The 26343-nt window shown below is 39.0% G+C and carries 22 protein-coding genes and 2 tRNA genes; 23 read left to right on the top strand and 1 reads right to left on the bottom strand.

The annotated features are described in order from the left end of the window. Nucleotides 1–91 precede the first annotated feature (91 nt). The 22 genes from parE (at nt 92) to QM460_RS00835 (ending at nt 23538) form a co-directional block, all read left to right on the top strand. A complete protein-coding gene (gene parE / locus QM460_RS00730; protein ID WP_414288839.1) occupies nt 92–2041 on the top strand; it encodes a DNA topoisomerase IV subunit B in 1950 nt (649 codons plus the stop codon). A gap of 16 nt (nt 2042–2057) precedes the next feature. After that, entirely contained in the window at nt 2058–3167 is a 1110-nt protein-coding gene (locus tag QM460_RS00735; protein ID WP_375555111.1) for a hypothetical protein, read from the top strand. Nucleotides 3168–3308: 141 nt separating this feature from the next. Further along, nucleotides 3309–4130 (top strand): aminoglycoside 6-adenylyltransferase, encoded by an 822-nt coding sequence (locus QM460_RS00740; RefSeq protein ID WP_414288841.1) that lies wholly within the window; start codon nt 3309–3311, stop codon nt 4128–4130. Between the two features lie 216 nt (nt 4131–4346). Beyond that, on the top strand, nt 4347–6824 hold the full coding sequence (gene parC, locus QM460_RS00745) for a DNA topoisomerase IV subunit A (RefSeq protein WP_414288842.1): 2478 nt from the start codon (nt 4347–4349) through the stop codon (nt 6822–6824). A gap of 124 nt (nt 6825–6948) precedes the next feature. Then, nucleotides 6949–7971 (top strand): branched-chain amino acid aminotransferase, encoded by a 1023-nt coding sequence (locus QM460_RS00750; protein WP_315638941.1) that lies wholly within the window; start codon nt 6949–6951, stop codon nt 7969–7971. A 21-nt stretch (nt 7972–7992) separates the two neighbouring features. Further along, entirely contained in the window at nt 7993–9960 is a 1968-nt protein-coding gene (locus QM460_RS00755) for a peptide ABC transporter substrate-binding protein (RefSeq protein WP_414288844.1), read from the top strand. 34 nt (nt 9961–9994) lie between these two features. Further along, nucleotides 9995–10684: a DUF969 domain-containing protein gene (locus QM460_RS00760; RefSeq protein WP_000454775.1), complete on the top strand. Its 690-nt coding sequence runs from the start codon at nt 9995–9997 to the stop codon at nt 10682–10684. Beyond that, nucleotides 10681–11604 (top strand): DUF979 domain-containing protein, encoded by a 924-nt coding sequence (locus QM460_RS00765; protein WP_414288845.1) that lies wholly within the window; start codon nt 10681–10683, stop codon nt 11602–11604. Before QM460_RS00760 ends, QM460_RS00765 begins: the two co-directional genes overlap by 4 nt. 13 nt (nt 11605–11617) lie before the next feature. Continuing rightward, the gene (pcp, locus tag QM460_RS00770; protein WP_414288847.1) at nt 11618–12262 is read left to right on the top strand and encodes a pyroglutamyl-peptidase I; all 645 of its coding nucleotides are present in this window, start codon (nt 11618–11620) and stop codon (nt 12260–12262) included. A 134-nt stretch (nt 12263–12396) separates the two neighbouring features. Beyond that, nucleotides 12397–12627 carry a DUF2969 domain-containing protein gene (locus QM460_RS00775; protein ID WP_000037108.1) on the top strand — a complete coding sequence of 77 codons (231 nt, stop codon included), beginning with the start codon at nt 12397–12399 and terminating at the stop codon, nt 12625–12627. A gap of 49 nt (nt 12628–12676) precedes the next feature. Then, nucleotides 12677–12757, top strand: a tRNA-Tyr gene (locus QM460_RS00780). A 9-nt stretch (nt 12758–12766) separates the two neighbouring features. Then, nucleotides 12767–12838: transfer RNA gene (locus tag QM460_RS00785), tRNA-Gln, on the top strand. A 162-nt stretch (nt 12839–13000) separates the two neighbouring features. After that, nucleotides 13001–14203, top strand: a complete 1203-nt coding sequence (gene rpsA / locus QM460_RS00790; protein ID WP_001001618.1) for a 30S ribosomal protein S1 — start codon at nt 13001–13003, stop codon at nt 14201–14203. 85 nt (nt 14204–14288) lie between these two features. Further along, nucleotides 14289–14786, top strand: a complete 498-nt coding sequence (locus tag QM460_RS00795; RefSeq protein WP_414288848.1) for a GAF domain-containing protein — start codon at nt 14289–14291, stop codon at nt 14784–14786. Further along, nucleotides 14786–16450: a DNA polymerase III subunit gamma/tau gene (gene dnaX / locus QM460_RS00800; protein WP_414288850.1), complete on the top strand. Its 1665-nt coding sequence runs from the start codon at nt 14786–14788 to the stop codon at nt 16448–16450. Before QM460_RS00795 ends, dnaX begins: the two co-directional genes overlap by 1 nt. Before the next feature lie 23 nt (nt 16451–16473). Further along, entirely contained in the window at nt 16474–16668 is a 195-nt protein-coding gene (locus tag QM460_RS00805) for a DUF3272 family protein (protein WP_001081607.1), read from the top strand. A 152-nt stretch (nt 16669–16820) separates the two neighbouring features. Beyond that, nucleotides 16821–17591, top strand: coding sequence for a Fe-S cluster assembly ATPase SufC (gene sufC / locus QM460_RS00810; protein WP_000114489.1), 771 nt, complete (start codon nt 16821–16823; stop codon nt 17589–17591). Nucleotides 17592–17618: 27 nt separating this feature from the next. Then, nucleotides 17619–18881 (top strand): Fe-S cluster assembly protein SufD, encoded by a 1263-nt coding sequence (sufD, locus tag QM460_RS00815; protein ID WP_414288852.1) that lies wholly within the window; start codon nt 17619–17621, stop codon nt 18879–18881. A 10-nt stretch (nt 18882–18891) separates the two neighbouring features. Next, a complete protein-coding gene (locus tag QM460_RS00820) occupies nt 18892–20118 on the top strand; it encodes a cysteine desulfurase (RefSeq protein ID WP_414288854.1) in 1227 nt (408 codons plus the stop codon). Continuing rightward, on the top strand, nt 20105–20545 hold the full coding sequence (gene sufU, locus QM460_RS00825; RefSeq protein WP_414288855.1) for a Fe-S cluster assembly sulfur transfer protein SufU: 441 nt from the start codon (nt 20105–20107) through the stop codon (nt 20543–20545). Before QM460_RS00820 ends, sufU begins: the two co-directional genes overlap by 14 nt. Nucleotides 20546–20601: 56 nt before the next feature. Further along, the gene (sufB, locus tag QM460_RS00830; RefSeq protein ID WP_000797053.1) at nt 20602–22014 is read left to right on the top strand and encodes a Fe-S cluster assembly protein SufB; all 1413 of its coding nucleotides are present in this window, start codon (nt 20602–20604) and stop codon (nt 22012–22014) included. A 126-nt stretch (nt 22015–22140) separates the two neighbouring features. Next, nucleotides 22141–23538, top strand: coding sequence for an APC family permease (locus tag QM460_RS00835; RefSeq protein ID WP_375555097.1), 1398 nt, complete (start codon nt 22141–22143; stop codon nt 23536–23538). A 36-nt stretch (nt 23539–23574) separates the two neighbouring features. Here QM460_RS00835 and pbp3 read toward each other — a convergent pair whose 3' ends face one another. Beyond that, nucleotides 23575–24816, bottom strand: a complete 1242-nt coding sequence (pbp3, locus tag QM460_RS00840; RefSeq protein ID WP_414260369.1) for a D-alanyl-D-alanine carboxypeptidase PBP3 — start codon at nt 24814–24816, stop codon at nt 23575–23577. 105 nt (nt 24817–24921) lie between these two features. On the opposite strand from pbp3, the gene QM460_RS00845 reads away from it, so the two are divergent. Continuing rightward, on the top strand, nt 24922–26031 hold the full coding sequence (locus tag QM460_RS00845) for an AI-2E family transporter (protein ID WP_414288856.1): 1110 nt from the start codon (nt 24922–24924) through the stop codon (nt 26029–26031). Nucleotides 26032–26343: the final 312 nt, after the last annotated feature.

Below are 26343 nucleotides of genomic sequence, written 5' to 3' on the forward strand. Positions count from 1 at the left end.
AGGACTTGTGAATAGGCTTTTAACTTGAAAATTTTGCAAAATCCTTAGAAAACCTGTAAAATAGAAAAGATGAACAAATAGGAGGTTCCTTGTGTCAAAAAAGGAAATCAATATTAACAATTATAATGATGACGCCATTCAGGTGCTAGAAGGGTTGGATGCGGTTCGTAAACGTCCAGGGATGTATATCGGATCGACTGACGGTGCTGGGCTACATCACCTTGTTTGGGAAATTGTCGATAATGCAGTCGATGAAGCCTTATCTGGATTTGGTGATCGCATTGATGTAACGATTAATAAAGATGGAAGTTTAACGGTTCAAGACCACGGACGTGGGATGCCAACTGGTATGCACGCTATGGGGATTCCGACAGTTGAGGTTATTTTTACCATTCTTCATGCTGGAGGAAAATTCGGTCAAGGTGGCTACAAGACTTCTGGTGGTCTTCACGGAGTTGGTTCTTCTGTCGTGAATGCCCTCTCTAGTTGGCTCGAAGTAGAAATTACACGTGATGGGACTGTTTACAAACAACGCTTTGAAAATGGTGGGAAACCAGTAACAACTCTTGAAAAGGTTGGAACTGCACCTAAGTCTAAAACAGGTACCAAAGTGACCTTTATGCCGGATGCTAGTATCTTTTCTACGACAGACTTTAAATACAATACCATTTCAGAGCGTCTCAATGAGTCGGCCTTTCTCTTGAAGAATGTTACCTTGTCACTAACAGACAAACGGACAGATGAAGCAATTGAATTCCATTATGAGAATGGGGTACAAGACTTTGTTTCTTACCTCAATGAAGACAAGGAAACCTTGACGCCAGTCCTTTACTTTGAAGGCGAAGATAATGGTTTCCAAGTAGAAGTAGCCCTCCAATATAATGATGGATTTTCAGATAACATCTTGTCCTTTGTTAATAACGTTCGTACTAAAGACGGTGGAACGCATGAGACAGGACTTAAGTCTGCCATTACCAAGGTTATGAATGACTATGCCCGTAAGACTGGTCTTCTTAAGGAAAAAGATAAAAATCTTGAAGGGTCCGATTACCGTGAAGGATTAGCAGCCGTTCTTTCTATTTTAGTCCCTGAAGAACACTTGCAGTTTGAAGGACAGACTAAGGATAAACTAGGAAGTCCCCTTGCTCGTCCTGTTGTAGATGGAATTGTGGCTGATAAGTTGACCTTTTTCCTTATGGAAAATGGTGAACTGGCTTCCAATCTCATTCGCAAGGCTATCAAGGCTCGCGATGCTCGTGAAGCAGCACGTAAGGCGCGTGATGAGAGTCGTAATGGTAAAAAGAATAAGAAAGACAAGGGCTTACTTTCTGGGAAATTAACTCCAGCCCAGTCTAAAAATCCAGCTAAGAATGAACTCTATCTAGTCGAAGGGGACTCTGCCGGTGGTTCTGCTAAACATGGCCGTGACCGTAAGTTCCAAGCTATCTTGCCTCTTCGAGGTAAGGTTATCAATACAGCCAAGGCTAAGATGGCAGATATCCTCAAAAATGAAGAAATCAATACCATGATTTATACCATCGGTGCTGGTGTGGGGGCAGACTTCTCTCTTGAAGATGCTAATTATGACAAGATTATTATCATGACCGATGCGGATACCGACGGTGCCCACATCCAAACACTTCTCTTAACCTTCTTTTATCGTTATATGCGTCCGCTAGTTGAAGCTGGACATGTCTATATCGCCCTTCCTCCACTTTACAAGATGTCTAAAGGCAAAGGCAAGAAAGAAGAAGTGGCCTACGCTTGGACGGATGGCGAGCTAGAAGAACTTCGCAAGCAGTTCGGCAAAGGCGCTACCCTCCAACGCTACAAAGGTCTTGGTGAGATGAATGCGGACCAACTCTGGGAAACAACTATGAATCCAGAAACTCGCACCCTTATCCGTGTCACAATCGAAGACCTAGCACGCGCAGAACGTCGCGTCAATGTCCTTATGGGTGATAAGGTCGAACCACGCCGTAAATGGATTGAGGATAATGTCAAGTTTACGCTGGAAGAGAGTGGGGAGATGGTGTTTTGAGGAGTTTTAGAAAAGTATGGTTATAGCAATACAAAATGTCCAGCAAAATAATTTACCATTATCACAACAGTGGTGGTGGATAGTATTAGCACTGATAGTATCTGCGATTTTGGGACCAATTATAGTACATGTTTTTAAAAATAGATTTAATAATAAAAAAAGAATTACTATAATTGGGAGTAATATTTCAAACATAAATAACAGAAATGGAATGCGTGAACCAACAACTTCTGGACGACGATTATACTCAAATTTTATATTAAATATTCTAACTGTAGAAAATAAAAGAAGTACTACTCAAGCAGTAACAAATATTGAGTTATATAAGATTAAGAAAGAAAATAGTGATTTTTCAGACATTCAATATGATGGGGGATTTTATGAGAAAAATCAAAAATTTGTGCTATTAGTGTATAACAATGGAACTAAGGAAGATTTATTGAGGAAATGTACTGTTAAATTTACATTCTGTGAGAAAGAAACATATAAAGAGATTGATGAAGTAGAGAAACATATAGAGACTACTGATATTTTAAAGTCTGGAGATATTAAGAGCTTACTTATATATTCATTTAATGAATTTGTTGCTAAATTCGAAGAGAATAGAAATTTAGACATTGTAAAAATTTCAGTATTTGATGAAAATGTACATAAAATTTCTCATCTAAAGTTACATGTATTCTATGATAGAAATCAGAAGAGTTTTTATAAGCGTTCTAGTGGACGTGGTTCTTCAAATAGTGGTGAAATTCCACTATTTGATCTGCGTGAAGATATAAATCGACAAACCGTTGGTTGCACTCAAATTTTAAAACAGGGCGCGAATGATATTTACTTTTATGTTTTGGTTGATAGAAGTTGTAACTTGAAATATCGAGTTGCAATTAAATGTGGGAATAAAAAAATCAAGAGTAAAGAAAAATATTCTCTAGATGTTCGAATTCCTGTATATGTACAGGAGACAGGGGGCTTCGATGGGATTTTCTATTCTCTTTTACTAAAAAATGCTCCTGATTTAATGAATGATATCCATTATAACAAAGATTTAATAGAATATTTAGATAAAAATTTAATTTATGATAAATATTATGCTGCAAAAATTGCTATTAATGCAAATATAGAATAGAACAATATTTTTATCTAACTCTGAAATCGATGAAAAGAAATACTTCTTTATAAATTACAAGATTAAAGTAGGATTATATGAATTAATCTGATTTATTAGACATTTTTAATAACATATAGAAACAATTAAGTAGTTATAACCATGAGAACTGAAACAGAAATGATGAATCTGATTTTACAAATATCTGAAACTTTAAAAGTCGAAGCTGTGGCACTATCTGGTTCACGTACAAATCAAAAAGTTCAAACAGACGAATTTCAAGACTATGATGTTGTTTATGTCGTGGACGACTTAGATAATTTGACGAGTGATCTTTCTTGGTTAGACCAGTTTGGCACTCGTATCATTGAGCAGCATAATGTCCTAGGCAACCGTCGACTTTATCTGATGCTATTTGAAGATGGAAATCGGATTGATTTGACCCTCTGTCCTACGGAGTATATTCAAGAGTGGGTGGATAGTGAGGCAGGATTCACAGTTTTAGTAGATGAGAAAGGTTTGTTTGAGTCCTATTCTTCCAGTCCAGAGCGTTTCTGGATAACCCCAGCTACTGAGACGGATTTTGAAAAATCTTGTAATGAATTTTGGTGGGTGTCAGCCTACGTGGTCAAAGGAATTTGTCGAAAGCAAGTCATCTATGCGACGGATCATCTCTACGGTATTTGCCAGCAAGAACTCTTGAAAATCTTAGCTTGGAAGGTGGCAAGTGATAGAGAAGCAGTCGACATCGGTAAAAACTACAAGTATCTCTTTATCTACTTGACTGCTGAGAAGGAGAAGGAATTCTCAAATCTACTTGATTTCTCAAGTTTAGACAAAATCACTCAGTCTTTATTGGCTACGATGCAACTTTTTCACCAAGAAGCTCAAAGGCTTGCCCAAAAGATGGGCTTTGACTACGATAGGGAAGTAACTGAGAAGATGATTGAGTATGCTGAGGAAAAACTTCAAAACACTAATTAAATAAAGAACATAATTCATAACTTTAAACTACAGAAAGGATAGTTTAGTTATATAAAGTAACTGAACACCTTTGTCTATAAAAACCTACTCTACATTCTTTGAAAGGAGTTGAACACGCCCTAAATACTGTGTGAAAAAGATAAATTCTCTTGTGAGCATCGCTCACGGCAAGAATTTCCTATTTTCACTTTGCATTTTACGGGCTTTGTATCCTATATGAGTAACATTCAAAATATGTCCTTGGAGGACATCATGGGAGAGCGCTTTGGTCGCTACTCCAAATATATCATTCAAGACCGGGCTTTGCCAGACATTCGTGATGGATTGAAGCCGGTTCAGCGCCGTATTCTTTATTCGATGAATAAGGATGGTAATACTTTTGATAAGAGCTACCGTAAGTCGGCTAAGTCTGTCGGGAACATCATGGGTAATTTCCACCCACATGGAGATTCTTCTATCTATGATGCCATGGTTCGTATGTCTCAGGACTGGAAGAACCGTGAGATTCTAGTTGAAATGCACGGTAACAACGGTTCGATGGACGGAGATCCGCCTGCGGCTATGCGTTATACTGAGGCGCGCTTGTCTGAGATTGCTGGTTATCTTCTTCAGGATATCGAGAAAAAGACAGTTCCTTTTGCTTGGAACTTCGACGATACCGAGAAAGAACCAACTGTCTTGCCAGCAGCCTTTCCAAACCTTTTAGTTAATGGTTCAACTGGGATTTCAGCTGGTTATGCCACAGATATTCCTCCGCATAATTTGGCTGAGGTCATTGATGCTACGGTTTATATGATTGACCATCCGACTGCCAAGGTTGATAAGTTGATGGAATTCTTGCCTGGACCAGACTTCCCTACGGGAGCTATCATCCAAGGTCGTGATGAGATTAAAAAAGCCTATGAAACTGGGAAAGGACGCGTGGTTGTTCGTTCCAAGACTGAAATTGAGAAGCTTAAAGGTGGTAAGGAACAAATCGTTATCACTGAGATTCCTTATGAAATCAATAAGGCTAACTTGGTCAAGAAAATCGATGAAGTCCGTGTCAATAACAAGGTGGCAGGTATCGCTGAGGTTCGTGATGAGTCTGACCGTGATGGTCTTCGCATTGCGATCGAACTGAAGAAAGATGCAAATACCGAGCTTGTTCTCAACTATCTTTTCAAGTATACTGACCTACAAATCAACTACAATTTCAATATGGTTGCGATTGACAATTTCACCCCTCGTCAGGTTGGGATTGTGCCAATCTTGTCTAGCTATATTGCCCACCGTCGTGAAGTGATCTTGGCGCGTTCTCGCTTTGACAAAGAAAAGGCTGAGAAACGTCTCCATATCGTGGAAGGTTTGATTCATGTTATCTCGATTTTGGATGAAGTTATTGCCCTTATCCGTGCTTCTGAGAATAAGGCTGATGCCAAGGAAAACCTCAAGGTCAGCTATGATTTTACAGAAGAACAGGCTGAGGCCATTGTTACCTTGCAATTGTATCGTTTGACCAATACAGACGTGGTTGTCTTGCAAGAAGAAGAAGCAGAACTTCGTGAAAAGATTGCTATGCTTGCAGCTATCATCGGTGACGAACGAACTATGTACAATCTCATGAAGAAAGAGCTTCGTGAGGTCAAAAAGAAATTTGCAACTCCACGTTTGAGCACTTTAGAAGATACAGCAAAAGTGATTGAGATTGATACAGCTAGTCTTATCGCTGAAGAAGATACTTACGTCAGCGTGACTAAGGCAGGTTATATCAAACGGACTAGCCCTCGTTCCTTTGCAGCTTCAACCTTAGAAGAAATTGGTAAACGGGATGATGACCGATTGCTATTCGTTCAAAATGTGAAAACTACCCAGCATCTTTTAATCTTTACAACGCTTGGGAACGTCATTTATCGACCAGTCCATGAGTTGGCAGATATTCGTTGGAAGGATATCGGAGAGCATTTGAGCCAGTCTATTACAAACTTTGAAACCAATGAAGAAGTGCTCTATGTAGAAGTTGTGGATCAATTTGATGATGCGACAACTTATTTTGCAGCAACACGACTTGGACAAATCAAACGGGTAGAACGCAAAGAATTCTCTCCATGGAGAACCTATCGTTCTAAGTCTGTCAAATATGCTAAGTTGAAAGACGATACTGACCAGATTGTAGCAGTAGCTCCGATTAAATTGGATGATGTTCTGTTGATCAGTCGAAACGGTTATGCCCTCCGCTTTAACATCGAAGAAGTGCCAGTTATCGGTGCCAAAGCTGCAGGGGTCAAAGCCATGAATCTCAAAGCAGATGATGTGATACAAGCAGCCTTTATCTGCAATACGTCTTCTTTCTATCTTTTAACGCAACGTGGAAGCTTGAAACGTGTTTCAACAGAGGAAATTCCAGCAACCAGTCGTGCAAATCGTGGTCTTCAAGTTCTAAGAGAATTAAAGAGTAAACCCCATCGCGTATTCTTGGCTGGAGCGGTCTCAGAACAAGGATTTGTTGGAGATCTCTTTAGTACAGAAGTAGAAGATGGAGAACAAACACTTGTGATTCAATCCAATAATGGAACGATTTACGAATCAATCCTACAAGATTTGAATCTATCAGAACGTACAAGCAATGGAAGCTTTATCTCAGATCGCATTTCTGATGAAGAAGTTTTTGATGCTTATCTCAAAGAAATCTTTAAAGAAATCAAAGAAAATTAAAAATCGGTCCTAGTGACTGATTTTTTATAAGTAAAATTTTCAGAAAATTACAAATAATACTTGAATTTTTAGGAGAATAGTGTAGAATAGAACACAAAGCTTGATTAGAATAAAGGAGATTGTCATGACAGTTACGATCGATTGGGAAAATCTCGGTTTTTCCTATATGAAACTACCTTATCGTTATATCGCTTATTTTAAAGATGGACAATGGGCTCAAGGAGAATTAACAGAAGATGCGACCTTGCATATTTCAGAATCATCTCCGAGTCTTCACTATGGACAGCAAGCATTTGAAGGATTGAAAGCCTATCGTACAAAGGATGGCAGTATTCAACTCTTCCGTCCAGATGAAAATGCTAAACGTCTGCAACGTACCTGTGATCGTCTCTTGATGCCACAAGTTCCAACAGAAATGTTTGTAGAGGCTTGTAAAGCCGTTGTTCGTGCTAATGAGGAATACGTACCACCTTATGGAACTGGTGGAACCCTCTACCTCCGTCCACTCTTGATTGGTGTTGGAGATATCATTGGGGTAAAACCAGCTGAGGAGTATATTTTTACCATCTTTGCTATGCCAGTTGGAAATTACTTTAAGGGTGGATTGGTTCCAACAAACTTCTTGATTCAAGATGAGTATGACCGTGCTGCACCAAATGGAACAGGGGCTGCCAAGGTCGGTGGGAACTATGCAGCTAGTCTTTTGCCAGGAAAAATGGCTAAATCTCGTCATTTCTCAGATGTTATTTATCTTGACCCATCAACACACACTAAGATTGAAGAAGTTGGTTCAGCAAACTTCTTTGGAATTACAGCTGATAATGAGTTTGTAACCCCATTGAGTCCATCAATCTTGCCATCCATTACCAAGTACTCATTGCTTTACTTGGCAGAGCATCGTTTGGGCTTGAAACCTGTTGAGGGGGATGTACCAATTGATAGTTTGGATCGATTTGTAGAAGCAGGTGCCTGCGGTACTGCAGCAGTAATTTCACCTATTGGGGGAATCCAACACGGTGATGACTTCCATGTGTTCTACAGTGAAACAGAGGTTGGTCCAGTAACTCGTAAACTATACGATGAATTGACAGGTATCCAATTTGGTGACATTGAAGCACCAGAAGGTTGGATTGTAAAAGTAGATTAAAAATTATTAAAGGAGATCTTTATGAAAACGAAAAAGTGGATGTTAACAGCAGGAGTGGTCCTGAGTACAGCAGTTCTTCTTGTAGCTTGTGGGAAAGCTGACAAGGAAGCAGATGCACCAACAACTTTCTCTTATGTCTATGGAGTAGACCCATCATCTTTGGACTACAGTATCGCAACTCGTACTTCAACAACGGATATCATCGGTAACGTCGTTGATGGTTTGTTGGAAAACGATGAGTATGGGAATTTGATTCCTTCCCTCGCTGAGGATTGGAGTGTCTCACAAGACGGTTTGACTTATACTTATAAACTTCGTAAAGGGGTTAAATGGTATACTTCAGAAGGTGAAGAATACGCTGAAGTAACTGCGCATGACTTTGTTACAGGATTGAAACACGTAGCAGATGGCAAATCAGACGGTGTCACTCTTATTCAAAACTCAATCAAGGGCTTGAATGAATATATGACTGGTGAGACTAACGACTTCTCAACAGTTGGGGTTAAGGCAGTAGATGATTATACTGTTGAGTACACTCTAAATGCACCTGAAACTTTCTGGAATTCAAAAGTAACTTCAGCAACTATGTTGCCAGTAAATGAAGAATTCCTCAAAGCATCAGGTAAGAATTATGGAACGGTCAGCCCAGCTGGTATTCTTTATAACGGTCCATATATTTTGAAGACATTGACTTCAAAATCTTTAATCGAATATGAAAAGAATCCAAATTATTGGGATAAAGAGAAGGTTAAAATCGAGAAAGTTAAATTAACTTACTATGATGGTTCAGACCAAGAATCCTTGATCCGTAGCTTCTCTTCAGGTGTTTACACAACAGCTCGTCTCTTCCCAAGTAGCTCAAACTTTGCCTCAACTTTGGAACAATACGGAGATAAAATCACATACAGTCCACAAGATTCAACTAGTTACTACTTTACCTTTAACGTAAACCGTCAATCTTTCAATAAGACAGCGAAAACAAGTGAAGAACAGAAAACTTCTACAAAAGAAGCAATGTTGAACAAGGACTTCCGTCAAGCAATCAACTTTGCCTTCAACCGTCATTCTTATGCTGCCCAGCTCAACGGTGAAGATGGTGCGGACAAGATCATTCGTAATAGCTTAGTACCAGATAACTTTGTACAATCTGGTGGTAAAAACTTTGGTGATATCGCTCAAAAAGAATTGGTCAACTATGGAGACCAATGGAAAGGTGTTGAGCTCATTGACGGAAAAGATACCATCTACAATCCTGACAAAGCCAAAGCTTCATTTGAAAAAGCTAAGAAAGAATTGGAAGCAAAAGGTGTAACCTTCCCAATTCACTTGGATGTTCCAGTTGAGCAAACAGATACAATTGCTGTTCAACAAAGCAATTCCTTTAAACAATCAATCGAATCAACTCTTGGTTCTGAAAATGTCGTGATCGACGTCCTTCAGATGACAGACAATGAAAAGGAAAGCATTACATCTCAAGCACGTGTTCCTGCTCAAAAAGACTATGACTTGAACAGTACTGGATGGGCTCCAAGCTACCAAGATCCAGCAAGTTATCTCAATATCATGGATCCTAAGACCGGTTCTGCTATGAAACACCTTGGTATCACTAAAGGGAAAGACAAGGAAGTAGTAGCTCAACTAGGTTTGGACGAATATAAGAAACTCTTGGATGATGCAGTTTCTGAGACAAGCGACTTGGACAAGAGATATGAAAAATATGCTAAAGCTCAAGCGTGGCTCACTGATAGTTCTCTCTTGATGCCAACAGCTTCATCAGGTGGTTCACCAGTTGTCAGCAACATTGTTCCTTTCTCTAAACCATACTCACAAGTTGGTATTAAGGGTGATCCATACATCTTCAAGGGGATGAAATTGCAAAAAGAGATTGTATCTGCTAAAGAATATCAAGCAGCTCTTGAAAAATGGCAAAAAGAAAAATTGGAATCAAACAATAAATACCAAAAAGAATTAGAAAGTCATGTCAAATAAAACAGACTAGTACTTTTGGAATAAAGGGGCCTATATGGAATGGATTAAACTAATAGGGATAGTTATCATTGTGGTTGGTTTTATCTATAAATTAGATACCATTGCAACGGTAGTCTTAGCTAGTTTAGTTACAGCTCTAGTTTCTGGAGTTTCTCTTGTTGAGTTCTTGGAAATTTTGGGAAAAGAATTTAGTAATCAACGAGTTCTGACGATTTTTATGGTAACCTTGCCACTAGTAGGTTTATCTGAAACTTTTGGCCTCAAGCAACGTTCGATTGACTTGATTCAAAAGATAAAGGGACTAACAGTTGGAAGTTTTTATACAGTGTATTTCTTTTTTCGGGAACTCGATGGTTTCTTTGCCATTCGTTTAGGAGGACATCCGCAGTTTGTAAGGCCTTTGGTTCAACCCATGGGACAAGCAGCAGCAGAGTCTCAATTAGGTAGAAAATTAACGGAGCAGGAGAGCGAAGCGCTAAAAGCGCGTGCAGCAGCAAATGATAATTTTGCAAATTTCTTTGCTCAGAACACTTTCGTTGGTGCAGGCGGTGTCCTCTTGATAGGGGGCACACTGGACCAATTAGGTTACGAAAGTAATTATGCAGGAATTGCTTCAGCTTCGCTTATAGTTGCAGGAATTGCCCTATTTATAGTTGGGATTTACAATTACCTGTTTGATAGAAAACTGCTAGCAAATAAGGTTAGTAAAGGGAAAGAAGAATGACCAATCTAGCAAGACAGTTATTAGAGTTGACCTATATTGTGATTGGTTGTCAATTCCTTCATACAGCTTATTGTAGCTATAAAGATAAAACAAACCCAGTTCGCTTTGGAACGGCTGGGTTTTGGGCTTTATTGGGCATCAGTTTTATCGGTGGTTCCTATCTACCTTCTGTCTGTATTGGAGTTATCGTAGTGCTATTAGCCCTGCTAACTCTCTTTAAACAGGTTCGTATCGGCACCTTACCGTCTCTGGATGAAGTCAAGGCAAATATTGAAGCTAAACAACTAAAGAATAAAATTTTTATTCCAGTCATGTTAATGGCTTTGATTGCTTTGGTATTAGCAAAAATGATCCCTGAGTTTAGTAAGATTGCTATCAGTCTTGCTGCATTTTTCGCAACCATCTCTCTTTTATTGATTACTAAGAGTTCTCCTAGAAGTTTGTTAGCAGAAAACAATCGCATGGTGCAACAAGTTTCAACCAGTGGGATTGTGCCTCAACTTTTAGGTGCTTTAGGGGCAATATTTACCGTAGCAGGAGTTGGAGACCTGATTTCTCACTTGATAAGTGGTTTAGTTCCATCGGGCAGTCGTTTTATGGGTGTGGTAGCTTATGTCCTTGGGATGGTTCTATTCTCCATGATAATGGGTAATGCCTTTGCTGCCTTTACTGTTATTACTGCTGGAATTGGAGTTCCTTTTGTATTTGCCTTGGGAGCTGATCCAATCGTAGCCGCTGCTCTAGCAATGACAGCAGGTTGCTGTGGAACCTTATTAACTCCAATGGCTGCTAACTTTAATGCTTTACCGGCAGCTCTCCTGGATATGAAAGATCCAAATGGGGTTATCAAAGCTCAAGTAGGAGTGGCTGTTATCATGATCATCCTACATATATTTTTGATGTACTTTTTGGCATTTTAGCAAAGGAAATAAAATGAAAATATTAGTAACAGGTTTTGATCCTTTTGGTGGTGAAAAGGTTAATCCAGCTCTGGAAGCTGTTAAATTATTACCGAAAGAGATTCATGGAGCTGAAATTCATTGGGTAGAAATCCCAACGGTCTTTTATCGATCAGCAGAGGTTTTAGAAGCAGAAATTGTCCGCTTTCAGCCAGATGCGGTGCTTTGCATCGGACAAGCAGGAGGAAGAGCGAGTTTAACTCCTGAGAGAGTCGCTATCAATCAAGATGATGCTAGAATTCCAGATAACCAAGGAAATCAGCCGATAGACACACCTATTCGACTAGATGGAGAAGCTGCCTATTTTAGCACACTCCCTATCAAAGCAATGGTACAAGCCATAAAAGAGGAAGGGCTACCAGCTACAGTTTCCAATACAGCGGGAACCTTTGTTTGTAATCATCTGATGTATCAGGCTCTCTATTTAGCGGATAAGAAATTTCCCGATATGAGAGCAGGTTTTATGCATATTCCTTATATGACAGAACAGGTGATCAATAAACCTAATACAGCATCTATGAATTTAACTGATATCGTCAGAGGTATCGAAGTTGCGATTGGTGCTATCGTAGATTATAAAGATAAGGACATAAAATTAGTGGGTGGTACAACCCACTAACGATGAGTCTTCACTAGATTAAAAAATTAGATTTTGTCACAAAAACTCTTTATCAAGGTTGTCTTGATAAAGAGTTTTTTCTTGCCAGTTTTTTAAATTTCTTGTACAATAGGAAGAGTGAAAAGAGGTATCGTATGAGTAAAAAAGATAAAAAAATTGAAATTCAATTAACAGACGCAACTGTTTTAGTTGGTAAAGAAAAGTATGAAGGGTATACTTTAACGATTGGTAAAAAGGTTATTGGTGAAATTGCTGAACTAGATAATCAATTTGCGATCATAAAGAATGGAAATGTCGATAGTTTTTATAAAAAACTTGAAAAAGCTGTGGAAATTTTGATTGAAAACTATAATTTAGCAAAATAAAGCTTGTTTTTTGTAAATTTTCATGATATAATAGTTTTTGTTGAACATTGGAGAGATAGCGAAGAGGCTAAACGCGGCGGACTGTAAATCCGCTCCTTCGGGTTCGGGGGTTCGAATCCCTCTCTCTCCATTTCACTTTTGGGGTATAGCCAAGCGGTAAGGCAAGGGACTTTGACTCCCTCATGCGTTGGTTCGAATCCAGCTACCCCAGTTCTTAGGTAATAAATTCAAGGATAAAAAGAAAAATATCTTAGGGTATTTTATTTTTATAATTGAAGGACGTGAACGATATAACATGTCTTTGCGGGTGCTTAGGAAAAAATTATAAGTATGTCAAGTTTAAGAAAAACTTGATTGTTGGAGGATTTTTTAGATGAACGAATTTGAAGATTTGCTAAATAGCGTTAGCCAAGTTGAGCCAGGTGATGTTGTTAGTGCTGAAGTATTGACAGTTGATGCTACTCAAGCTAACGTTGCAATCTCTGGAACTGGTGTTGAAGGTGTCTTGACTCTTCGCGAATTGACAAACGATCGCGATGCAGATATCAATGACTTTGTAAAAGTAGGTGAAGTATTGGATGTTCTTGTACTTCGTCAAGTAGTTGGTAAAGATACTGATACAGTAACATACCTTGTATCTAAAAAACGCCTTGAAGCTCGCAAAGCATGGGACAAACTTGTAGGACGCGAAGAAGAAGTTGTTACAGTTAAAGGAACTCGCGCTGTTAAGGGTGGACTTTCAGTAGAATTTGAAGGTGTACGTGGATTTATCCCAGCTTCAATGTTGGATACTCGTTTTGTACGTAACACTGAGCGTTTTGTAGGTCAAGAGTTTGATGCTAAAATCAAAGAAGTTGATCCTAAAGAAAACCGCTTCATCCTTTCACGTCGTGAAGTTGTAGAAGCAGCAACTGCAGCAGCTCGTGCTGAAGTATTCGGTAAATTGGCTGTTGGTGATGTTGTAACTGGTAAAGTTGCACGTATCACAAGCTTCGGTGCTTTCATCGACCTTGGTGGTGTTGACGGATTGGTTCACTTGACTGAATTGTCACACGAACGTAACGTTTCACCAAAATCAGTTGTAACTGTTGGTGAAGAAGTTGAAGTGAAAATCCTTGATCTTAACGAAGAAGAAGGACGTGTATCACTTTCACTTAAAGCTACAACACCTGGACCATGGGATGGCGTTGAGCAAAAATTGGCTAAAGGTGATGTTGTAGAAGGTACAGTTAAACGTTTGACTGACTTCGGTGCATTTGTTGAAGTATTGCCAGGTATCGATGGACTTGTTCACGTATCACAAATTTCACACAAACGTATTGAAAATCCAAAAGAAGCTCTTAAAGTTGGTCAAGAAGTTACTGTTAAAGTTCTTGAAGTTAACGCTGATGCAGAACGCGTTTCACTTTCTATCAAAGCTCTTGAAGAACGTCCAGCTCAAGAAGAAGGACAAAAAGAAGAAAAACGCGCTCCACGTCCACGTCGTCCAAAACGTCAAGAAAAACGTGATTTTGAACTTCCTGAAACTCAAACAGGATTCTCAATGGCTGACTTGTTCGGAGACATCGAACTTTAATCCATTCGAATTTGAATAAAATCCTTTGTTTTTAAAACAAGGGATTTTTCTTTTTTCTACTAGCATTTTTTGATATAATGGTTTTATGTTATATTCAGAAAAAGAATTACTTTATCAAACAATAAATGAACAGCTCTCTTATCTTTTAGAAGGAGAGCCCAATGTGTTGGCTAATCTATCAAATGCCAGTGCTCTGCTAAAAACAAGCTTTCCCAATACTGTTTTTGCAGGTTTCTATCTATTTGATGGGAATGAACTGATCTTGGGACCCTTTCAAGGTGGAGTTTCATGTGTACGAATCGCTCTTGGAAAAGGTGTTTGTGGCGAATCGGCAGCTAGTCGTCAAACAGTTATTGTTGGTGATGTAAAAACCTATCCAAACTATATTTCTTGCGATAGTAGTGCTCGTAGTGAAATTGTTGTGCCGATGGTTAAAGAGGGACGTCTTTTGGGCGTTCTAGATTTAGATTCATCTCTTGTTGATGATTATGATGAGTTGGATCAGAAATATCTAGAAGAGTTTGTTGCTATTTTGTTAGAGAAAACCGAATGGAATTTTTCAATGTTTGAGGAGAAAGCGTAATGTATCAGGCCCTTTATCGAAAATATAGAAGTCAAACATTTTCACAGTTAGTAGGCCAGGAAATTGTTGCAAAAACTCTGAAACAAGCTGTAGAGCAGGAAAAGATCAGCCATGCTTATCTTTTTTCAGGGCCTCGTGGAACTGGAAAAACCAGCGTAGCCAAAATTTTTGCCAAGGCTATGAACTGCCCTAATCAAGAGGGAGGAGAACCTTGTAATAACTGTTATATCTGTCAGGCGGTGACAGACGGTAGCTTGGAAGACGTTATCGAAATGGACGCGGCCTCTAACAATGGGGTGGATGAAATTCGTGATATCCGTGATAAATCAACTTATGCTCCAAGTATAGCTCAGTATAAGGTCTATATCATTGATGAGGTTCATATGCTTTCAACAGGAGCCTTCAATGCCCTTTTGAAAACTCTCGAAGAACCCACTCCTAATGTTGTTTTTATCCTAGCAACGACAGAGCTTCATAAGATTCCTGCAACTATTTTGTCTCGTGTTCAACGCTTCGAGTTCAAATCTATTAGAACTCAGGATATTCGAGATCATATCTTCCATATTTTAGAAAAGGAAGGGATTACCTATGAAACTGAAGCTGTTGAGATTATCGCTCGTAGAGCAGAAGGTGGTATGCGGGATGCTTTGTCCATTTTAGACCAAGCATTGAGCTTGACTCAAGATGCTAGATTAACAACAGTTGTTTCTGAGGAAATTACCGGGACTATTAGTCTAAGTGCTTTGGATAATTATGTGGCTGCCTTGGCACAAAAAGATGTGACTCGTGCTTTGGAAAATCTTAATTTGATTTTTGATAACGGAAAAAGCATGACACGATTTGTAACGGATTTGTTGCAGTATCTAAGGGATATTTTGATTGTTCAAACTGGTGGGGAGAATACTCACCATAGTGATCTCTTTAAGGATAACCTAGATCTTTCACAGGCTGTTTTGTTTGAAATGATTGGAATTGCGACAAGTAGTTTAGCTGATATCAAGGCTAGCTTACAGCCTAAGATTTATGCTGAAATGATGACCATTCGTTTGGCAGAGATAGATTCAAAACCAACATTATCAGATGATACAAGTGGAGAATTAGCCTCACTTAGAGAAGAAGTTGCGCGATTGAAACAGGCTCTGGCAAATGTTAACATGAGTCCTAAGCAGACTACACCAACACCGAGTCGTCCAGTTAACAGCAAGTCAGTTTATCGCGTAGATCGTAATAAGGTTCAGTCTATTCTTCAAGAAGCTGTTGAAAATCCTGATTTAGCCCGTCAAAATCTAATCCGTCTTCAAAATGCTTGGGGTGAAGTTATTGAAAGTTTGTCAGGTCCTGATAAGGCACTTTTAGTTGGTTCTCAACCTGTTGCGGCTAATGAACATCATGCCATTCTTGCATTTGAGTCTAACTTCAATGCTGGTCAGACCATGAAACGTGATAATCTCAACACCATGTTTGGTAATATCCTAAGTCAAGCAGCGGGATTTTCACCAGAGATTCTTGCTATATCTATGGACGAGTGGAAAGAAGTCAGAGCAGACTTCTCTGCTAAAGCTAAATCGTCTCAAGGTCAACCCGTTAAGGAAGAAGTGGAGGAATCTGTCCTTCCTCAAGGATTTGAATTTCTAGCGAATAAAGTGACCATAGCAGAAGATTAAAAGGATTTTTGTGACATAATACGATGAACAGACAACAATTTATAATTATGGCCTTATTTACTGCTGCCGAGACTTATTTCTTTAATGAATCCATCATGGAGCAACGGTATATCGTGGCCTTACTTTGGGCTATTTTAATCCTAAGAAATTTTAGAGTCAGCTATATTATGGGTAAAATTGTCAACGCTATTGATGACCATTTTCGAGGAAAGAAGTAACCCTCAGCTTCTAGACAAAATTAAAGCCTTTTAGGCTTTTTTTTGTTATACTATTAAAGTATATTTATTGATATTTTATCGTTTTTTACTAGAAAACTAAGGACAATTTTCTAGCGAAAATGGTAAAACGGATTGAAAAGAAAGGAATTATCATGTCAGTATTAGAGATCAAAGATCTTCACGTTGAAATCGAAGGAAAAGAAATTTTAAAAGGGGTTAACCTGACTCTTAAAACAGGAGAAATTGCAGCTATCATGGGCCCAAATGGTACCGGTAAGTCTACTCTCTCAGCTGCTATTATGGGAAACCCAAACTATGAAGTCACTAAAGGTGAAGTCTTGTTTGACGGTGTAAATATCCTTGAGTTGGAAGTGGATGAGCGTGCGCGTATGGGACTTTTCCTTGCTATGCAATACCCATCAGAAATTCCAGGAATTACCAATGCAGAATTCCTTCGTGCAGCTATGAATGCTGGTAAAGAAGATGATGAGAAAATTTCAGTGCGTGAGTTTATCACTAAGCTAGACGAAAAAATGGAATTGCTCAACATGAAAGAAGAAATGGCAGAGCGTTACCTCAATGAAGGTTTCTCTGGTGGTGAGAAAAAACGTAACGAAATTCTTCAACTTTTGATGTTGGAACCAACTTTTGCCCTCTTGGATGAGATTGACTCAGGTCTTGATATTGATGCTCTTAAAGTTGTCTCTAAAGGTGTTAATGCTATGCGTGGTGAAGGTTTTGGTGCTATGATCATTACTCACTACCAACGTCTCTTGAACTATATCACGCCAGATGTAGTACACGTTATGATGGAAGGTCGTGTTGTTCTTTCTGGTGGTCCAGAATTGGCTGCACGTTTGGAACGTGAAGGATACGCAAAATTAGCTGAAGAACTTGGCTATGACTACAAGGAAGAATTGTAATTCCCTCGTATCTTTTAGGAGAAGTAAATGACTAAAGAAACTATTAAACTTTTTTCAGAAATGCACGCTGAACCAAGCTGGTTGGCTGACCTCCGTCAAAAAGCTTTTGACAAGATTGAAAGTTTAGAATTACCAGTTATTGAGCGTGTTAAATTTCACCGTTGGAATCTGGGTGATGGAACTATTACAGAAAGTGAGCCATCAGCAAATGTTCCTGACTTCACAGCTCTAGATAATCACTTGAAGTTGGTGCAAGTAGGAACTCAAACTGTTTTTGAACAAACTCCAGCTGAGTTGGCTGAACAAGGAGTGGTTTTTACAGACTTCCACTCAGCTCTTGAAGAAATTCCGGAACTCGTAGAAGAATTCTTCATGTCATCAGTTAAATACGACGATGACAAGTTGGCAGCTTATCACACTGCTTACTTTAACAGTGGTGCTGTTCTCTACATTCCTGATAACGTAGAAATCACAGAACCAATTGAGGGTATTTTCTACCAAGACAGCGATAGCGATGTGCCATTTAACAAGCATATCCTCATTATCGTTGGTAAGAACAGTAAGATTAGCTACCTTGAGCGTCTGGAGTCACGTGGAGAAGGTAGTGCTAAGGCCACTGCCAACATCACAGTAGAAGTCATTGCACGTTCAGGCGCACAAGTGAAGTTTGCAGCGATTGACCGTCTAGGCGAAAATGTTACAGCCTACATTAGCCGCCGTGGTAAATTGGGCAACGATGCAAGTATTGACTGGGCTATCGGTGTCATGAACGAAGGAAATGTTGTTGCAGACTTTGATAGTGATTTGATTGGAAATGGTAGCCATGCAGACCTTAAGGTTGTTGCTCTATCAAGTGGTCGTCAAGTGCAAGGAATTGATACCCGAGTGACTAACTATGGTTGCAACTCTATCGGTAATATCCTTCAACATGGGGTTATTCTTGAAAAAGCAACCTTGACCTTCAACGGTATTGGGCACATCATTAAGGGTGCTAAGGGAGCAGATGCCCAACAAGAGAGCCGTGTTCTCATGCTTTCAGACCAAGCTCGTTCAGATGCTAATCCAATTCTATTGATTGATGAAAATGATGTTACTGCGGGTCACGCGGCTTCTATCGGACAAGTTGATCCAGAAGACATGTACTACCTCATGAGCCGTGGCTTGGATAAGGCAACTGCAGAACGTTTAGTTGTTCGTGGTTTCCTTGGATCTGTTATCGTTGAGATTCCAGTCAAGGAAGTTCGTGATGAAATGATTGCAACGATCGAAGAAAAATTGTCAAAACGCTAAGGGGAAGCCTATGTTAGATGTAGAAGTGATTCGTAAGGATTTTCCAATTTTAGACCAGATCGTCAATGATGAGCCTTTGGTCTATCTGGACAATGCTGCGACGACACAAAAACCATTAGCAGTTCTGGAAGCCATTAATCACTACTATGAGCAGGACAATGCCAATGTTCACCGTGGAGTTCACACTTTGGCAGAACGAGCGACAGCATCCTATGAAGCTGCTCGTGAAACTATTCGTAAGTTCATCAATGCAGGTTCGACAAAGGAAGTTCTCTTTACCAGAGGTACCACAACTAGTCTCAACTGGGTAGCGCGCTTCGCTGAGGAGGTCTTGACTGAGGGGGATCAAGTTTTGATTTCTGTCATGGAACACCATTCCAACATCATTCCTTGGCAGGAAGCTTGTCGAAAGACCGGAGCTGAGCTTGTTTATGTCTATCTCAAGGACGGAGCTCTGGATATGGATGACCTGCGGGCTAAATTGACGGACAAGGTTAAGTTTGTCTCGTTAGCTCATGCTTCCAATGTTCTTGGAGTGGTCAATCCTATCAAAGAAATCACTCAAATGGCTCATGAAGTTGGAGCTATTATGGTGGTGGATGGTGCTCAGTCTACACCGCATATGAAGATTGATGTCCAGAACTTGGATGTAGATTTCTTTGCTTTCTCAGGTCACAAGATGGCTGGTCCGACAGGCATCGGTGTTCTTTATGGCAAAGAAAAGTATCTGGAGCAAATGTCACCAGTTGAATTTGGTGGCGAGATGATTGATTTCGTTTATGAACAATCTGCAAGCTGGAAGGAATTGCCTTGGAAATTCGAGGCTGGAACTCCTAACATGGCAGGTGCAATTGGACTTGCTGCTGCAGTAGATTATCTTGAAAATCTTGGTATGGCAGCCATTGAAGCTCATGAACAGGAATTGATTGCATATGTCTTTCCAAAATTGCAGGCAATTGAGGGATTGACCATATACGGTTCGCAAGATTTGGCCCAACGTTCAGGTGTTATTGCCTTTAACCTAGGTGATCTTCACCCTCACGACCTCGCTACAGCTCTGGATTATGAAGGAGTAGCAGTTCGGGCCGGACACCATTGCGCTCAACCTTTGCTCCAGTATTTGGATGTTTCAGCAACAGCTCGTGCAAGTTTTTATATCTACAATACCAAGGCAGATTGTGATAAGTTAGTAGATGCCTTACTAAAGACAAAGGAGTTTTTCAATGGCACTTTCTAAACTAGATAGCCTTTATATGGCAGTGGTAGCGGACCATTCGAAAAATCCCCATCACCAAGGGAAGCTAGAAGATGCTGAGCAAATCAGTCTTAACAATCCAACCTGTGGTGATGTGATTAATCTTTCTGTTAAGTTTGATGCAGATGATCGTTTGGAAGATATCGCTTTTCTAAACTCTGGTTGTACCATTTCAACTGCCTCTGCTAGTATGATGACAGATGCAGTCTTAGGAAAGACCAAGCAAGAAATCCTAGAGCTTGCAACCATCTTTTCTGAAATGGTTCAAGGACAAAAAGATGACCGCCAAGACCAACTTGGAGATGCAGCTTTCTTATCAGGAGTTTCCAAGTTTCCTCAACGAATCAAATGCGCAACCCTAGCTTGGAACGCCCTTAAGAAAACAATTGAAAATCAAGATAATAAATAAGACAAGCTTTCTTTGTCTTATAAATCATAGAAATAAAGAATGAAAGAAAGGATATTATGGCTGAAGAAAGAGTAGAACCAAAACCAATTGACCTTGGTGAATATAAATTTGGTTTTCATGACGATGTAGAGCCTGTCCTATCGACAGGAAAAGGATTGAATGAAGATGTCATTCGTGAACTATCAGCTGCTAAGGGTGAACCTGAGTGGATGTTAGAATTCCGTTTGAAATCTTATGAAACCTTCAAAAAAATGCCCATGCAAACATGGGGAGCAGACTTATCAGAGATTGACTTTGATGACTTGATCTACTACCAAAAACCATCTGATAAACCTGCCCGTTCTTGGGATGAAGTTCCAGAAAAAATCAAAGAAACCTTTGAACGTATCGGGATTCCTGAAGCTGAGCGTGCTTATCTTGCTGGAGCTTCTGCCCAGTATGAGTCAGAAGTGGTTTACCACAACATGAAGGAAGAATTCCAGAAATTGGGTATTATCTTTACTGATACAGATTCTGCCCTCAAGGAATACCCAGACTTGTTTAAACAATACTTTGCTAAGTTAGTACCGCCGACTGATAACAAGTTGGCAGCCCTCAACTCAGCAGTATGGTCAGGTGGAACCTTTATCTACGTTCCAAAAGGTGTGAAAGTGGATATTCCACTTCAAACTTATTTCCGTATTAACAACGAAAACACTGGTCAGTTTGAACGTACCTTGATTATCGTTGATGAGGGAGCAAGTGTCCACTATGTAGAAGGATGTACAGCGCCAACTTATTCAAGTAACAGTTTGCATGCTGCCATTGTAGAAATCTTTGCTTTGGACGGAGCTTACATGCGTTATACAACCATCCAAAACTGGTCTGATAACGTTTATAACTTGGTAACCAAACGTGCTAAGGCTTTGAAAGATGCGACAGTTGAGTGGATTGATGGAAACTTGGGTGCCAAAACAACCATGAAATATCCGTCTGTTTACCTAGATGGAGAAGGAGCACGTGGTACCATGCTTTCGATTGCCTTTGCTAATGCAGGGCAACACCAAGATACTGGTGCTAAGATGATCCACAATGCTCCACATACAAGCTCGTCTATCGTATCTAAATCCATCGCTAAAGGCGGAGGAAAGGTTGACTACCGTGGACAAGTGACCTTTAATAAGAACTCTAAGAAATCTGTTTCTCACATCGAGTGTGATACCATTATCATGGATGACTTGTCAGCATCAGATACTATTCCGTTTAATGAGATCCACAACTCACAAGTAGCTTTGGAGCACGAAGCCAAAGTATCTAAGATTTCAGAAGAACAACTCTATTATCTCATGAGTCGTGGTTTGTCAGAATCTGAAGCAACTGAAATGATCGTCATGGGATTTGTCGAACCCTTCACTAAAGAACTTCCAATGGAATACGCAGTTGAGCTCAACCGCTTGATTAGTTACGAAATGGAAGGATCTGTCGGATAAACATTATATATAAAAACTGAACAAATATGAATTTGTTCAGTTTTTTGATGAAAAATGCTAATAAATATTCACAAAAATCCTTATATATGATAAAATAATACAATCTTATAAATTGGGAGATGAATGATGAATATTTTTAGAACCAAAGACGTTAGTCTAGGTAAAACAGAAATGCATCGCCATTTAAAACTATGGGACTTAATTCTCTTGGGAATTGGTGCTATGGTGGGAACAGGTATCTTTACCATTACAGGGACTGCTGCAGCAACATTAGCAGGACCTGCCCTTGTGGTATCGATTGTAATTTCTGCTATCTGCGTGTCCTTATCTGCACTCTTTTTTGCAGAATTTGCTTCTCGTGTTCCTGCAACGGGTGGAGCATATAGTTATTTATATGCAATTTTAGGAGAATTTCCAGCCTGGATTGCAGGTTGGCTGACTATCATGGAATTTATGACAGCTGTTTCTGGTGTCGCTTCAGGTTGGGCGGCCTATTTTAAAGGTTTGCTTAGCCATTATGGAATTTCCTTGCCACAAGCCTTAAATGGAACTTTTAATCCTGAACATGGTACTTATATTGATTTTTTACCAATTTTAGTAATTCTACTTGTTACAGGCGTTGTACTTTTAAATTCGAAAGCAGCTCTTCGTTTTAATTCTATTCTTGTTGTTTTAAAATTTTCTGCTCTTGCCTTATTTATTCTAGTTGGTATTTGGTACATTAAACCTGAAAATTGGTCAGATTTTGCACCATTTGGTTTTGGTCAAATTTATGGTGGAAGCACTGGAATTATGGCAGGTGCTTCACTGATGTTCTTTGGATTCTTAGGGTTTGAGTCCATTTCTATGGCAGTTGACGAAATTCAAAGTCCACAAAAGAATATTCCACGTGGGATTGTTTTATCCTTAACCATTGTAACCATTCTGTATGCCTTGGTTACCTTGATATTGACAGGTATCGTTCATTATAGCAAGCTCAATGTTGATGATGCAGTGGCTTTTGCTCTGAGAAGTATCGGTATTGGTTGGGCAGCTAATTATGTTTCACTCGTTGCAATTTTTACTTTGATTACGGTATGTATTTCCATGACTTACGCCTTGTCTCGAATGATTTATAGTTTGGCACGTGATGGGCTCATGCCTCAGAGTTTCAAACAAGTGACTAAGACCAGTCGTGTCCCTAAGAATGCGACCATTTTAACAGGTGTTGTTTCAGCGATTGCAGCGGGAATTTTCCCACTGGCAAGTATCGCAGCCTTTCTCAATATCTGCACCTTAGCCTATCTTATTCTCCTAGCCTATGGGATTATCAAACTGAGAAAAGATAAGGGTATGCCCAAAGAGGGAGAATTTAAAACTCCCCTGGTACCTTTTTTACCAATCTTGTCTATTCTGATTTGCCTTTCATTTATGCTTCAATATACCCTTGAAACATGGATGGCATTTGGACTAGCTTTATTAATAGGAGTTATTATTTACTTTGTTTATGGATATAACCATTCGACTGTAGCTAAAAATGAATAAAGAAAAAAATCGCGAAATTCGCGATTTTTCGATTTTTTATAACTTCTCGTTAACAAAACGAACGAAGCGATTCCACCAAACTTTTAAGAAGAAGGCTTTTTCGACATTTTTTTCTGCGACCATCTCAAAACTAGGTTTGTCAGTTGTAATGTATCCTTGACCAACTAGATCCTTGTCTTCATAAGTCAAATGTCCAACGACAGTTCCTGCCTCTAGTGGAGCAGTGTGTTCAGTCGTGTCCGCTGTGTAAGTAATAGTTGATTGTGTACGACTACCCAGACGTTGTACGATTTTGATATCTTCTTTGGCGACAGCTGTAACTGTATCTTCCTTCCCATCTAATACAGGCGATTTACTATCTTCATAACTTTCTCCTTGTTTGACGATTGTCTGAAGAGCAAAGTTTGATGAGATGTAATCTAAAATAGAAGAAGTAGCTGTAAAGCGTGCATATGGATTGGTATCTTGGTTGTCAGCGTTTAAGACAACAGTGATAATACGCATTCCTTTTTCTACAGTCGTACCTACAAAGGATGCTCCAGCTTTATCAGTCGTACCAGTTTTAAGTCCATCAACACCACCACGATAGGCAGGCATTCCCTCCAACATATAGTTGGTAGAATGAATGGTCATCCCTGCAAAAGTAGAAGAAGGTTTCTTTGTGATTTCTAAAACTTGAGGATACTTGAGGATGAGATTGCGAGCAACGACAGCAACATCATAAGCGCTCAATTTGTTTTCATCATCTTTTTTAGATCCTGGATAGATATTATTTCCAAGAGTTTCATTGTTGAGCCCGGTTGTATTGACGAGTGTAGCGTCTTGGATCCCCCATTCTTGTAGTTTGGCCTTCATCATATCTACAAAGTCCTTCTCAGAACCGGCAATTTTTTCAGCTAAAGCGATAGCAGCACTGTTAGCGCTAGATACCAAAGTCGCTTCTAGTAACTCTTCGACAGTGTAATTTCTAGCTTCCATAGGAACATTACTTGCCGCAGAATTAGTTGTCAACTGGTAGGGGTAATCAGAAATTTCTACAGGAGTAGAAAGAGAGATTTTCCCCTGTTCCAAGGCTTCATAAACGAGATATACGGTAAGCAATTTGCTAATAGAAGCAATTTCAACAGGTTGAGTAGCATCCTTTTCGTATAATATCTTACCGCTATTAGCTTCAACAGCAATGGCATGTTTTGCTGCTACATCAAAATCTTGGGCAGCAACAGTTGTTGCTGAAGCAAATGAAAAGAGGGTTAATAAGGTTAAAAATAATTTCTTCATAGTAACTTTATTCTATCACAAAGACAAAAGATATTCTTGTTTTTTTGATGAAAGTTATCAATCTTTTTTGAAATATGGTAAAATAGGAAAAAGAGGAGGTGGCTTATGTTTCGGAGAAATAAATTATTCTTCTGGACCACTGAGATATTATTAATAACCCTTATTTTCTACTTATGGAGAGAAATGGGTGCTATTATTACACCCTTTGTCAGTGTTGCAAATACAATCATGATTCCTTTTTTATTAGGAGGATTTTTGTATTACCTAACCAACCCAATTGTTATCTTTTTAGAGAAGGAATGCAAAATCAATCGCATCATTGGGATTTTGTTAACCCTTTGTGCCTTAATTTGTGCAATCGTACTTAGTTTTGTCTATCTGCTACCGATTTTGATTAATCAGTTGAGTAGCCTAATCTATTCGAGTCAAAACATTTATGGTCGTCTTCAAGATTTAGTCATTGAGTTATCAAAACATCCAGCCCTACAAAATCTAGATATCCAACAAACTATTCAGCAACTGAACCTCTCTTATGTTGATATTTTGCAAAATATCTTGAACAGTGTGACAAATAGTGTTGGAAGTGTTCTATCTGCACTCGTAAGCACTGTATTGATTATCATCATGACACCAGTTTTCTTGATTTACTTATTACTTGATGGGCATAAATTTTTACCCATGCTAGAAAGAACTATATTAAAACGAGATAAATTGAACATATCTGGTTTATTGACAAACCTAAATACAACTATTTCTCGTTACATTAGTGGAGTGTCTATAGATGCAGTTATTATTGGATGTTTAGCTTTTATCGGTTATAGTGTGATTGGTCTAAGATACGCCTTGGTCTTCGCCATTTTTTCTGGATTGGCTAATTTGATTCCGTATGTAGGACCAAGCATTGGCTTGATTCCAATGATCATCTCAAATCTCTTCACCGATCCTCATAAAATGATTATTGCTGTCATTTATATGTTGATTATTCAGCAAGTTGATGGGAATATTTTATATCCACGTATTGTGGGTGGGGTTATGAAGGTTCACCCTATTACTATTTTAGTCTTGCTTTTATTATCAAGTAATATTTATGGTGTGATTGGGATGATTGTTGCTGTTCCAACCTATTCCATTTTAAAAGAGATTGCTAAATTCTTAGCGCGACTGTATGAAAATCATAAGGAAGCACAAGAAGTTAAGAAACATCTATCAGAATAAAGATGTCGGGATAAAAAATCCCGACCTTTTTTTGATCATTGTATCTTTGGCGCTGTAGTTGATCAAACTTTTTATTGGTTTTAAACTCTCAAATCTCTTATGATGAAACTTTAATTTTTCTATACATAATTTTTTACAAACAACTGAATGATTGAAGTCTTTCGGGGCTGGAAATAGGAAATTAAGACTTGGGTTATCGATTTATGGTCTACCACCTTTTGCTAAAATAAGCCTATTTATAGATATTTTAAATAAATTGGTAGAGGAAGTAGAGCAAGAATAAGAATAATTCACAAAAACTTTGTAAAACAC

Origin of the sequence: Streptococcus infantis (genome assembly GCF_047464415.1) — a bacterium.
In the GTDB taxonomy this organism is placed as follows: Bacteria; Bacillota; Bacilli; order Lactobacillales; family Streptococcaceae; genus Streptococcus; species Streptococcus infantis_AE.